This is a genomic window from Streptomyces sp. NPDC059166 (assembly GCF_042755185.1).
GTDB lineage: Bacteria > Actinomycetota > Actinomycetes > Streptomycetales > Streptomycetaceae > Streptomyces.
In genome coordinates this window covers 16,513-28,287 of record NZ_JBHZCI010000004.1, presented here as the reverse complement: position 1 = coordinate 28,287, position 11,775 = coordinate 16,513, and the positions used below count along the sequence as shown (strand labels likewise).

General features: G+C 73.0%; 14 protein-coding genes. 7 read left to right on the top strand and 7 right to left on the bottom strand.

Going from position 1 to position 11,775, the window contains the following annotated elements; translation table 11 throughout:
- Positions 1-119: 119 nt before the first annotated feature.
- The 5 genes from ACFXOA_RS04160 to ACFXOA_RS04140 all read right to left on the bottom strand — a co-directional run bounded on the left by ACFXOA_RS04160 (position 120) and on the right by ACFXOA_RS04140 (position 4,019).
- Positions 120-1,055 carry a CU044_5270 family protein gene (locus tag ACFXOA_RS04160; RefSeq protein WP_385022178.1) on the bottom strand — a complete coding sequence of 312 codons (936 nt, stop codon included), beginning with the start codon at positions 1,053-1,055 and terminating at the stop codon, positions 120-122.
- The gene (locus ACFXOA_RS04155; RefSeq protein ID WP_385022693.1) at positions 1,048-1,668 is read right to left on the bottom strand and encodes an RNA polymerase sigma factor; all 621 of its coding nucleotides are present in this window, start codon (positions 1,666-1,668) and stop codon (positions 1,048-1,050) included. Before ACFXOA_RS04155 ends, ACFXOA_RS04160 begins: the two co-directional genes overlap by 8 nt.
- A gap of 112 nt (positions 1,669-1,780) precedes the next feature.
- Positions 1,781-2,641, bottom strand: coding sequence for a biotin-dependent carboxyltransferase family protein (locus ACFXOA_RS04150; protein WP_385022175.1), 861 nt, complete (start codon positions 2,639-2,641; stop codon positions 1,781-1,783).
- A complete protein-coding gene (locus ACFXOA_RS04145) occupies positions 2,638-3,273 on the bottom strand; it encodes an allophanate hydrolase subunit 1 (RefSeq protein WP_385022172.1) in 636 nt (211 codons plus the stop codon). Before ACFXOA_RS04145 ends, ACFXOA_RS04150 begins: the two co-directional genes overlap by 4 nt.
- The gene (locus tag ACFXOA_RS04140; RefSeq protein WP_385022690.1) at positions 3,270-4,019 is read right to left on the bottom strand and encodes a LamB/YcsF family protein; all 750 of its coding nucleotides are present in this window, start codon (positions 4,017-4,019) and stop codon (positions 3,270-3,272) included. Before ACFXOA_RS04140 ends, ACFXOA_RS04145 begins: the two co-directional genes overlap by 4 nt.
- 225 nt (positions 4,020-4,244) lie before the next feature.
- On the opposite strand from ACFXOA_RS04140, the gene ACFXOA_RS04135 reads away from it, so the two are divergent.
- From ACFXOA_RS04135 to ACFXOA_RS04110, 6 genes are all read left to right on the top strand, one after another.
- On the top strand, positions 4,245-4,970 hold the full coding sequence (locus ACFXOA_RS04135; protein ID WP_385022169.1) for a GntR family transcriptional regulator: 726 nt from the start codon (positions 4,245-4,247) through the stop codon (positions 4,968-4,970).
- 253 nt (positions 4,971-5,223) lie between these two features.
- Positions 5,224-5,955, top strand: a complete 732-nt coding sequence (locus tag ACFXOA_RS04130; protein ID WP_385022166.1) for a DUF969 domain-containing protein — start codon at positions 5,224-5,226, stop codon at positions 5,953-5,955.
- Complete coding sequence (locus tag ACFXOA_RS04125) at positions 5,952-6,920, top strand: DUF979 domain-containing protein (protein WP_385022163.1); 969 nt, start codon at positions 5,952-5,954, stop codon at positions 6,918-6,920. Before ACFXOA_RS04130 ends, ACFXOA_RS04125 begins: the two co-directional genes overlap by 4 nt.
- 71 nt (positions 6,921-6,991) lie before the next feature.
- On the top strand, positions 6,992-8,032 hold the full coding sequence (locus tag ACFXOA_RS04120) for a DUF2891 domain-containing protein (protein ID WP_385022160.1): 1,041 nt from the start codon (positions 6,992-6,994) through the stop codon (positions 8,030-8,032).
- 92 nt (positions 8,033-8,124) lie between these two features.
- Entirely contained in the window at positions 8,125-8,820 is a 696-nt protein-coding gene (locus ACFXOA_RS04115; RefSeq protein WP_385022157.1) for a hypothetical protein, read from the top strand.
- Positions 8,821-8,892: 72 nt separating this feature from the next.
- The gene (locus tag ACFXOA_RS04110; protein WP_385022687.1) at positions 8,893-10,116 is read left to right on the top strand and encodes a Cmx/CmrA family chloramphenicol efflux MFS transporter; all 1,224 of its coding nucleotides are present in this window, start codon (positions 8,893-8,895) and stop codon (positions 10,114-10,116) included.
- On the opposite strand, the gene ACFXOA_RS04105 is transcribed toward ACFXOA_RS04110, so the two are convergent.
- Positions 10,067-10,339: a DUF4031 domain-containing protein gene (locus tag ACFXOA_RS04105; RefSeq protein WP_385022155.1), complete on the bottom strand. Its 273-nt coding sequence runs from the start codon at positions 10,337-10,339 to the stop codon at positions 10,067-10,069. The two genes, ACFXOA_RS04110 and ACFXOA_RS04105, sit on opposite strands and share 50 nt — an antisense overlap.
- Positions 10,336-10,704 carry a hypothetical protein gene (locus ACFXOA_RS04100; protein WP_385022152.1) on the bottom strand — a complete coding sequence of 123 codons (369 nt, stop codon included), beginning with the start codon at positions 10,702-10,704 and terminating at the stop codon, positions 10,336-10,338. The genes ACFXOA_RS04105 and ACFXOA_RS04100 overlap by 4 nt, the downstream gene beginning before the upstream one ends.
- Positions 10,705-10,847: 143 nt before the next feature.
- Here ACFXOA_RS04100 and ACFXOA_RS04095 point away from each other — a divergent pair, with 143 nt between their 5' ends.
- Positions 10,848-11,765 carry a MurR/RpiR family transcriptional regulator gene (locus tag ACFXOA_RS04095; RefSeq protein ID WP_385022149.1) on the top strand — a complete coding sequence of 306 codons (918 nt, stop codon included), beginning with the start codon at positions 10,848-10,850 and terminating at the stop codon, positions 11,763-11,765.
- Positions 11,766-11,775: the final 10 nt, after the last annotated feature.

The window sequence follows — 11,775 nt, the reverse complement described above, 5'->3', positions numbered from 1 at the left end:
GCATCGCGGGGTTACCTGAAGTAACTCGTCGGTAAGTTACGCTTCGGTAACGTGCTGGACGGTGTGCCGGAAAGACGGGACGGGGCACGCCCGCCCCCCGACCGGCGTGCCCCACCCGCCTACCGGGGCCGCTGCCCGATCTCGTCAACGACTCCGGACGCCACGAGGGCTCTCACCTCCAGGTACTTCTCGCCGCCCCGCAGTTCCTTCCCTACCGGCCGCGCACCTCGTACGCCCTCCTGACGGAGCCCCAGGTAGGCACACGTACCGCGCTCGAAGACGAGGCCGAACGACTGCCCGCCGAGCGTGACCCCGATCCCTCGCCGGCCCAGCGCGTCCACCTCGCCGTCCTGGATCACGATGCCCGGCAGCTTCGCGAACGCCTCGAACGCGGCCGCCCGCAGCCCCGGGGGCAGCACACGCGGCCCCCGCATCAACAGCAGGAGGTCCATGTACGCGCTCTGCGCCTCATCCTCCGTGCGGCGGTACTCGGCGTGCCCGAGCGCCACGAGGAGGCCGTCCGGGTCTGCGGGCATCTCACGCAGCTTCGCGTACGCCGTCGGCGGCCATGCCACCTCGTGCTCGGTCAACGGGGGCTCGTCCTTGATCCGCCCGTCGTACAGATAGCGCGAGGTCCGGGAGCCGTTCTCGGAGATCCAGAACTCGTCCGTGTGCGTCGTACGCCTCCCGCTGACGATCATGGTCCGCGTGTAGACCTCCCGCGAGTAGAGGTACTGGTCGCCGCGCGGCACCGTGATGTCCGCGTCCTCGGCGCGCGTGCGTTCCGCCGCCCGGTGCAGCACCTGCGCCGCGTTCAGGGTGCGCGGCCCGCCACCGCCCCGCCCGTCCTTGGTGGCGACGACGACCCCCGTCACCGCCGCGGCCACCGTCGCGGTGAAGGCGGTACGCAGCACCAGCCTCCGCGACGGACCACGGCTGCCCGTGCGCTCCCGCGCCATGGCTACGGCCAGCCGGGAGCGGGCGGCGGCCCGTGCCTCATCCGTCAGCGACGAAACCTCCGGCTCCAGTTCGCGCAGCGCAGTGAGTTCATCCATGACCTGGCTCCTCGGAGTCGTCGTGAAGTCGGGCGGGGTCCGCACCGCCGAGTGCCTCGCGGAGCCGCTTCCGCGCCCTGTGCAGCCGCGAACGCACGGTCCCCACCGGTACGCCCAGCGCTACCGACGCCTCCGCGTAGTCCAGGTCACCCCAGGCCACCACCAGCAGCACGTCCCGGTAGCGGGCGGGCAACGCGGCGAGAGCCCCGGCCAGTTCGGCTCGGATGCCCTCGGCGCTGACCCTGGCCGAGACCCGGTCCGCGAGCGGCTCCCCTTCGCCCGGCGAGGTGTACGCCGCGCGTGCCATCGCCCGCAGCCGCCGGGCCTCGGCGCGCCGGTGCCCCCGGACCAGGTTGGTGACGATGCCGTAGAGCCAGGGGCGTGCGTGCGGCTTGGACAGGTCGTAGCCGCGCCGCCGCTGGAAGGCGATCACGAAGGTCTCGGCCATCAGGTCGTCGGCCGCCTCCGTGCCGAGGCGCCTGGCGGCGTACCCGTGGATGTCGTCGGCATACCGGTCGAACAGCGCGGCGAAGGCGTCGGGGTCCTCCAGGGAGCGCCGCACGACCGACGCGTCGGACTCGGCGTACTCGTACGCGCCGGGGGTGACTTCCAGCGCTCCGCACCACGGCGGGGCGGTCACTGGTCGGCTCTCGGGATCATCGGCTTCCCTCGGGGAGGCGGGCACGGTCACCTCCTGTTGGCCGATGCCCGCCCCCCGGTTCCCGTCACGCCCGTACGAATCTCACCGGCACCCCCGGGGCCGCCTGGGCCGCCCCCGCCAGGGCGGCTTCGGCGACGACGCCGACGACCGGGTAACCCCCCGTCGTGGGATGGTCGTTGAGGAAGACCACGGGCAGTCCGTCCGGTGGCACCTGCACCGCGCCCAGCACCATGCCCTCGCTGGGCAGTTCGCCCTCCCGGGCACGTGCCAGGGCGGGGCCGTCGACGCGCAGACCGATGCGGTTGCTGCGCTCCGAGACGGTGTACACCGCACTGGTCAGCGTGCGCAGTGCCGCCTCGGTGAACCAGTCGTCGCGGGGCCCCAGGTGCAGGGGCAGCACCAGCTCCTCGGGGGCGCCCGGCCAGGGCACGGTGTCCGCGTACGGGGCTCCGCCGGGCGTGCCGAGCCTCAGCACGTCGCCGGTGCGCAGGACCGGCGGGCCGAGCCCGGAGAGCAGGTCGGCGGACCGGCTGCCGAGCACCGGCTCGGGCACCAGGCCACCGGCGAACGCCAGGTATCCGCGCAGCCCCTGGAGGGCGGGCCCGGCCTCCAGGACCGCGCCCGCCGGTACGCGCACGGGCGCGCCCCAGGGGGCCGGACGTCCGTCGACCGTGACCCGGCACCCGGCCCCGCCGACGACCGCGAGCACCGGCCGGTCCCCGGTCACCCGGACCGCGACCCCGGTGACCGTGGTCTCCAGCACCGCCGCGTCGGGGGCGTTGCCGACGAGCCGGTTGGCCAGCCGCATCGCGGGACGGTCCAGCGCGCCCGCCCGGGGCACGCCGAGATGGGCCCAGCCCGTGCGGCCCTCGTCCTGGACGGTGGTGAGCGCGCCGGCCCGCACCACTTCGACGGCCGCGCTCATCCCGCCACCCCCACCGGTACGAACCGCACCCGGACCCCGGGGCTCAGCAGCGCGGCCGGTTCCCGTGCCGGGTCCCAGAGGATCCCCGGATCGGGCGTCCGGCCGATGAGCTGCCAGCCGCCGGGCGAGGGGCGCGGATAGACGCCGGTGTACGGCCCCGCGAGGGCGACGGCCCCGGCGGGCACCCGGGTCCTGGGGGTGGCACGGCGCGGCACGCCCAAGTCCTCCGGCAGTCCCGTGAGATACCCGAAGCCGGGGGCGAACCCGCAGAAGGCCACCCGGAATTCCGTACGCGCGTGGATGCGCGGCACCTCATCGGCGCCGACCCCCCACGCCTCGGCGACATCGGTGAGGTCCGGGCCGTCGTAGACGACGGGGATCTCGACGGCGTCGCCGTCCTCCCTGCTCAGCGGCGGCACGGCCCACGACCGCATCCGCCCGGCGAGCGCACGGTCCTCCACCCCGTCCAGCAGCACGGTGCGCGCGCCGGGGACGATCTCGCGTACGGCGGGGAGGTCGCCGGCGTCGCGTCGGCGCAGCAGTTCGGCGTGGAAGGCCTCCGCCTCCTGCCCGGAGCCGAGTTCGACGAGGAGCGCGTGCGGTCCCGCCGTGCGCACCCTGACGCCGCTCACGCGAACGCCCTTACGTGCACGCCGGCTTCCTCCAGTGCCGACCTGACCCTCCGGGCGATGGCCGAGGCGCCCGGGGTGTCTCCGTGGACGCACAGGGAACGGGCCGCCACGGCGATCCTGCCGCCGTCGATCGAGTCCACCGCCCCGTCGACGGCCATGCCGACACTGCGGCGTACGACCTCGTCGGCGTCGTGGACCACGGCGCCCGGCTCGCTGCGGGGGACCAGCGTGCCCTGTGGGGTGTAGGCGCGGTCGGCGAAGGCCTCCTCGACGGCGGGCAGCCCCGCCGCCTCCGCGTGGGCGAGCAGTCTCGAACCGGGCAGCCCGAGGACCGCCGGGCGACCGCCCGCGAGCAGTACCCCGGCGACGACGGCCGCCGCTTGGTCGTCGTCCCGGACCACCCGGTTGTAGAGGGCGCCGTGCGGTTTGACGTAGGACACGACCGAACCGGCCGACTCGGCGAAGACCCGCAGGGCACCGATCTGGTAGGCGATCTCCGCGGTCAGCTCGGCGGCGGGTACGTCCATGGAGCGCCGTCCGAAGCCGGCCAGGTCCCGGTAGGAGACCTGGGCCCCGATGCGCACGTCACGCGAGGCGGCGACGTCGCAGACCCGCCGCATCGTGGAGGCGTCCCCCGCGTGGAAGCCGCAGGCGACGTTGGCGCTGGTGACACACTCCAGCAGCGCCTCGTCGTCCGTGAGGGTCCAGCGGCCGAACCCTTCGCCCAGGTCCGCGTTGAGGTCCATCGGCCGCGCCGGGGGCGTCACACTCGTCAGATCCGTCACACACTCACGCTAGCGATTGTTCAACAATCTGACAAGGACCCGCTCACCACCTGGGACACTCGTACGGTTCACTGTGCACTGCGCACACCTGACGGGACACCAGGCACGCCCTGCCCCCGGCAACAGCAGGCACAGCGGGCACGACCGCGCGACCGGCGCGCGGGCACGACGGACAGGGGACGGGGCATGGCGGGCACGAAGAGCGGCTGGACGGCCGGTGGCACACCGGACCTCTCCGAACTGGCCGCGCACAGCACCTCCCTGGAGCGGTCCGGCACGGCCGAGCGGGTCGCCGCCGTCCTGCGGGACCGGATCACCGAGGGCTACTTCCCGCCGGGGAGCCGGCTCTCCGAGGAGAGCATCAGCGGCGCCCTGGCGGTGTCGCGCAACACCCTGCGCGAGGCGTTCCGCCTGCTCTCGCATGAACGCCTGCTGGAACACCGGCTCAACCGCGGCGTCTTCGTCCGGGTCCTGGCGGTGGACGACGTGGTCGACATCTACCGGGTGCGGCTCCTCGTCGAGTGCGCGGCCCTGCACACACTCGACGAGCCGCCGTACGGACTGACGGCCGTCGAGGCGGCGGTGTCCGCGGGCGAGGAGGCCGCGCTCCGGGACGACTGGCCGGCCTGCTCCACCGCCAACATCCGGTTCCACCAGGCACTGGCCGGGCTGGCCGGCAGCCCCCGCACCGACGAGCTGATGCGCAACGTACTCGCCGAGCTGCGGCTCGCGTTCCACGTGATGGCCGACCCCCGCCGCTTCCACGAGCCCTATCTGACCCGCAACCGCGACATCACGGACCGGCTCACCGCGGGGGACGCGGCCGGTGCGGAGCGGGCGCTCGCCTTCTACCTGGAGGACTCCCGGCGCCAGGTGGCCGAGGCGTACGCGCAGCGGCTCACCGAGCGGTAGGACGCCACCCCCGGCCCAGCTTGTTCCACGATCACCGGCCCCCATCCGCAGACCCCGCACGCCCGGACTCCACTGCAAATACCGCCTTATGCGGACAGTTCACTCATTACCCGCCCTCTGGCCGCCGCGGATCACGATCGATGTAGCTCACACCCTTGTGGGATTGTTGAACAAGACCCTAGGGTCTCGGCTGACACCCCCGTCTGACCAGGACCGTGCACCGCCACGTCCCTGCGCGGAAGAAGGCCGACGCGTGATCGTTCTCCTCGGCGTGCTCGTGGTGATCCTCGGATTCGCCACCCGCCGCAACCCCCTCCTCGTGGTGGGTGCCGCAGGCATCATCACGGGACTGCTCGGCAAGCTCTCGCCCCAGGAGGTGCTGGCCTCCTTCGGCAGCAGCTTCGCCTCCGCCCGCTCGGTGACGGTCTTCGTCATCACACTGCCCGTCATCGGGCTGCTGGAGCGCTACGGGCTCCAGGAGCAGGCCCGCACCCTCATCGGCAAGCTGGGCAAGCTGACCACCGGCCGGTTCCTGACGATCTACCTGCTGATACGCCAGCTCACCGCCTCCGTCGGGCTCACCAGCATCGGCGGTCCCGCGCAGAGCGTGCGGCCCCTGATCGCGCCGATGGCCGAGGCGGCCGCCGAGGCCAAGGCGGGCCGGCCGCTGCCGCAGAAGGTGCGCGAGAAGGTCCGCTCGCACGCGTCCGGAGCCGACACCATCGGGGTGTTCTTCGGTGAGGACTGCTTCATCGCCATCGGGTCGATCCTGCTGATCACCGGTTTCGTGAACTCCACGTACGACCAGCACCTCGAACCCCTGCACCTCGCTCTCTGGGCGATCCCCTCCGCGATCTGCGCCTTCCTGATCCACGGGGCACGCCTGCTCAACCTCGACCGGCAGCTGGAGCGCGAACTCGCCGTCGCCGCCGCGGAGAACGACCTCACGGCACACGCCGGGATCCGGACGGAGGACGCCAAGTGATCACGTCCGAGTACTTCTTCTGGCTGGTCGGCGCGGTGTTCCTCGTCATGGCCGGGCAGATGGCCGTGGACCGCACCAACCCCAAGCGCTTCGGCTCCGCCGGCTTCTGGGGACTGCTGGGCTCCGCGTTCTTCTACTCCACCGGGGTCGTCGACAAGTCCCTCCCCGCCGAACCCCTGGGCGTGGCCGTACTGGTCCTGATCGTCCTGGGCGGATTCGGCCTCACCGGCAAGGGCGAGTCGCACACCCCTCCCCGCGAGAAGCGGGCAGCCTCGGCCGCCCGCCTCGGCAGCAAGCTGTTCCTCCCCGCGCTCACCATCCCCGTCGTGGCGATGATCTGCGCGACGCTGGTGAAGAACTGGAAGATCGGCGGCGAACCGGTCCTGGAGCCCGGTTACGAGACCATCCTCGGCCTCGGGGTCGGCGCCATCGCCGCGCTGGTCGTGGGCATGGTGCTGCTGCGCGAGCGGAGGATCTCCGTACCGCTGCACGCCGGGCGCAACATGCTGGAGTCGATGGGCTGGGCGCTGATCCTGCCGCAGCTCCTCTCCGTGCTCGGCTCGATCTTCCAGTCCGCGGGCGTCGGGGAGCAGGTCGGAAGGATCACCGAGGCCGTACTGCCGGACGGGCAGAGGCTCCTGGCCGTGGCCGTCTACTGCGGCGGCATGGCGCTGTTCACCATCGTCATGGGCAACGCCTTCGCCGCGTTCCCCGTGATGACGGCGGCGATCGGCTGGCCCGTGCTCATCGAGCAGATGAACGGCAACGCGCCCGCAGTCCTCGCGATCGGCATGCTCTGCGGCTTCTGCGGGACCCTCGTCACGCCGATGGCCGCCAACTTCAACCTGGTCCCGGCGGCGCTCCTCGAACTCAAGGACCCGTACGGCCCGATCAAGGCCCAGCTGCCCACGGCCGCCGCCCTGCTGGTCTGCAACGCCGCGATCATGGCCCTCTTCGCCTTCTGATCCGCGCCGCCCGGACCGGGCCCGTCGGCCCCCACCGCCTGTCCCGCGCCCCACCCCTCTGGAGTCTCCCGATGTCCCCCGCGCTCCCCGCCGCGCACGCCGTCCCCTTCGCCGAACTGGCCCTCGCCAACGTCGTACGCGAGTACCCCAACGCACCCGCGCACCTCTACGCCGGGCCCGAGGAACTCGTGCCGCCGCGCACGCTGCACCCCGCGTTCTACGGGGGCTACGACTGGCACTCCACGGTGCACATGCACTGGCTGCTCGTCCGCCTGATGCGCCGCTTCTCCACCACCGGCGACCTCCCGGCCACGCTCACCACCCGGATCCGCGAGGTCCTCGACACCCATCTGACCCGCGAGAACATCGAGGTCGAGGCGGACTACCTGCGCGGCCGGCCGCACTTCGAGCGCCCCTACGGCTGGGCCTGGCTGATCGCCCTCGCGGCGGAGTGCCGGGCGCTCGCCACCCCCGACGGCGACCGCTGGGCCGACGCCCTGGCCCCCGGGGTCGCGGCCGTCGGCGACCTGCTGGCCGCCTGGCTGCCCAAGGCCACCTACCCGGTGCGCCACGGCGTCCACAACAACAGCGCCTTCGGCCTCGGTCTGATCCTCGACGCCGGCAGGACGGCCGGGCTGCCGGAGCCGGTGCTCGACTCCGCGGCCGGCCGGCTGCGGTCCTGGTTCACCGACGACCATGACGCCCCCGCGCACTGGGAGCCCTCCGGCCAGGACTTCCTGTCCCCCGCCTTGGCCGAGGCGGACGCGATGCGCCGGGTGCTGCCGGCCGCGGAGTTCCGTACGTGGCTCGCCGGGTTCCTGCCCGCGCTGGTCTCCGACGCGCCCGACTCGTCGCTCCTCGAACCGCCGGTGGTCTCCGACCACACCGACCCGCAGATCGGCCATCTGCTCGGCCTCACCCTGAGCCGGGCGGCGGCGCTGCGTTCGATCGCCGGGGCGCTCCCGGACGGCCCGGCCCGCTCCGCGCTCCTCGCCTCGGCCGACGCCCACCTCACGCGCGGCCTGCCGACGGTTTCGTCCGGGGACTTCTCCTCGGACCACTGGCTGGCGACCTACGCGGTGCTGGCCCTGGACACCACCCCAGGCCACTGAGGCGCGCCGCGTCCCGTCCCGTACTCGTGCCCGCCGCCTACGAAAACCGGGCGGCGGGCACGCGCACGGGGCGTACGCCCTACCCTCGGCACATGAGCGACAGCGCACCAGGCACCCCCGGCGGCGACATCACCGAAGCCCCGCACCCCGGCGCACCTCTCCGCGACCGCTGGCGCGCCGCCCTGCTCGCCGCGCGCGGCGGGGCGGACTCCGGACCCGACCCCGCCCCGTACGCCGACGCCCTCATCGCGCGGTGGGCGGAACCCCAGCGGCGCTACCACACCACCGCGCACCTCACCCAGGTCCTGGACCGCGTCGACACCCTGGCCGGGCACGCCGCCGACCCGGATCTCGTGCGCCTCGCGGTCTGGTTCCACGACGCGGTCTACCGGCCCGACCGCTCCGAGAACGAGGAGCGCAGCGCGGCGCTCGCCGAGCGCGCCCTGCCGGAGGCCGGCCTGCCGGACCGCGCGACGGCGGAGGTCGCCCGGCTGGTCCGGCTCACCGTCACTCACGACCCGGCGCCGGGCGACACCAACGGCGAGGTGCTGTGCGACGCCGACCTCGCGATCCTGGCCTCGCCCCCCGAGGAGTACGCGGCGTACGCGGCGCAGGTGCGGGAGGAGTACGGCTTCGTCCCGGACGCCGCCTTCACCGAGGGGCGCGCCGCCGTGCTCCGGCAGCTGCTGGACCTGCCACGGCTGTTCCGCACACCGCACGGCGCGGTGGAATGGGAAGCAAGGGCGCGGCACAACCTGACCACGGAACTGGGGCTGCTCACCCACTGAGACAGGGGAATTCCACGGCGGAGGGCGCTGTTGCCCACTGTCATGCCTGACTCCGCTCCCAGCCGTCCCCGTATGCCGATGGCCGTCTACATCCTGGGCCTCTCGGTCTTCGCCCTCGGTACCAGTGAGTTCATGCTGTCCGGGCTGCTGCCGCCGATCGCCGACGACATGGATGTGTCGATCCCGAAGGCGGGGCTCCTCATATCCGCCTTCGCCATCGGCATGGTGGTCGGTGCCCCGCTGCTGGCCGTCGCCACGCTGCGGCTCCCCCGGCGTACGACCCTGATCGCGCTGATCTCCGTCTTCGGGCTGGGCCAGGTCGCGGGGGCGCTGGCACCGACGTACGAGGTGCTGTTCGTCTCCCGGGTGGTGAGCGCGCTGGCGTGCGCCGGGTTCTGGGCGGTCGGTGCGGCGGTCGCCATCGCCATGGTGCCGGTGAACGCGCGCGCCAGGGCGATGGCCGTGATGATCGGCGGACTGTCCATCGCCAATGTGCTGGGCGTGCCGCTGGGCGCCTTCCTCGGGGAGAGCCTGGGCTGGCGGTCGGCGTTCTGGGCGGTGGGCGCCGCGTCGGCGGTCGCCCTCGTCGGCGTCGTCACCCGCATCCCGCGCATCCCGCTGCCGGACGAGAAGCCGCAGCTGCGGCGCGAGGTGTCGATCTACCGGGACCGCCAGGTGTGGCTGTCCATCGTCGTCACCGCGCTCGCCGCCGGGGGTGTCTTCTGCGCGTTCAGCTACCTCGCCCCGCTGCTCACCGACGTGGCCGGCCTGGAGTCCGGCTGGGTGCCGTGGGTGCTGGCGCTGTTCGGTGTGGGCGCGCTGGCCGGTACGACGATCGGTGGCCGGGTCGCGGACGCGCACCTCTTCGGTGTGCTGCTCAGCGGGATCAGCGCCTCCACGGTCTTCCTGGTGGCGATGGCCCTGTTCGCGTCGCACCCGGTCGTGGTGGTGGCGCTGGCCTTCCTGCTCGGCCTCTCCGCCTTCTACACCGCGCCCGCGCTCAACGCCCGGATGTTCAACGTGGCCGGAGCCGCCCCCACCCTGGCGGGAGCGACCACGACCGCCGCGTTCAACCTGGGCAACACCACAGGCCCGTGGCTGGGCGGCACGGTGATCGACGCGGGCCTCGGGTTCCGTTCGACGGCCTGGGCGGGCGCCGCGATGCTGGTCGTCGGCCTGGCGGCCGTGGTGGTCTCGCTGCGGCTGCGTGACGGCTCGCCGTCCCGGCTGGTGGCGGGCGGGGCCGTCAGCCCGGAGCGGGCCGCCCCTTCGGTCTCCGCAGCCCCGCCTCGGTGAGGCGGCGCACGATCTCCTTCGACCCGACCTCGCGCGCCCCGGCGCGCACCGCGTCGGCGTAGCGCGCCTCGGGCACGTCGTAGTGGTCCCGCTCGAAGGCGCGGGGCGGGCAGCCGATCCCCGCGGCGAAGGCGTGGAGTTCCTCGAAGGACACGTCACTGACCAGGTGGGACCACATGAGCCCGTGGCCCGGCCAGGTCGGCGGGTCGATGTAGAGGGTCACCGGCCGAGTACTCCGGCGAGCCCTCCCACCGGGGCGACCGACACGGTCGCCTTGGTGCAGACCCAGTGAGGGTCGGGGCCGAGCTCCGGTTCGACGTCGAGGGCGTGCGGCTCCTCCCCCGTGCACACGGGGCAGAGCGGCCAGCGCCCGTACTGTTCCAGAAGCGCGTCCTGGACGTCCTGGGCGACGAGCCCGGTGACGAACGCCACACCCTCGGGCCACTGTTCCACCCACCACCGCCGGTGGGTCACCGCGTCCTCGACCATCGAGACGATCCCGGCCTCGGCCACGTCTCCGGCCACCAGGTCGGCCATCACCAGCGCACGCGCGGTGTGCAGCTGCTGTTCCAGCCTGTTCAGCTCCATCCCCCCATTGTCCCCCGCAGCCGTTTCGACGGACCACCTCCAAGATCACGCCCGTCAAATCCGGACATGTCATCCGTTGTTCTGTAACCGGCCCCACAAAAGAGGGGCTTGACGGACGAAAGGAGTGGAAATAACTTTCAAAGGTGACCAATGACGTGAAGGAAATTTTCAACCGGGAATCGCCTCCCGCTCCCGCGGCTCTCGCGGCCAAGGTGCGGACGCTCTCGCCGTCCATGACCCGGTCCATGCAGCGGGTCGCCGAGGCGGTGGCGGGGGACCCCGCCGGTTGCGCCGCCCTCACCGTCACGGGTCTCGCCGAGCACACCGGCACGAGTGAGGCGACGGTCGTCCGCACGGCCCGTCTCCTCGGGTACCCCGGCTACCGGGACCTGCGCCTCGCACTCGCCGGGCTCGCCGCCCACCAGCAGTCAGGCCGGGCGCCCGCGGTGACCGCCGACATCGCGGTCGACGACCCCATCGCGGACGTCGTCGCGAAGCTCGCCTACGACGAGCAGCAGACCCTCGCCGACACGGCCGCCGGGCTCGACACCGTACAGCTCGGTGCGGCGGTCGCCGCCGCCGCGACCGCACGCCGCATCGACGTCTACGGCGTCGGCGCGTCCTCACTCGTCGGCCAGGACCTGGCGCAGAAGCTGCTCAGGATCGGGCTGATAGCGCACGCCCACATGGACCCGCACCTCGCGGTGACCAACGCGGTGCAGCTCCGCTCCGGCGACGTGGCCATCGCGATCACGCACTCCGGTTCCACGGGTGACGTCATCGAGCCGCTCCGCGTCGCCTTCGACCGCGGTGCGACGACGATCGCGATCACCGGCCGCCCCGACGGCCCGGTCTCGCAGTACGCCGACCATGTGCTGACGACGTCGACGGCCCGCGAGAGCGAGCTGCGGCCGGCGGCCATGTCGAGCCGCACGAGCCAGCTCCTCGTCGTCGACTGCCTCTTCATAGGCGTCGCCCAGCGGACGTACGAGACGGCCGCTCCCGCGCTGTCCGCGTCGTACGAGGCGCTCGCCCACCGCCACACCCCGCGCGGCCGCTGAGCCGCTCCCC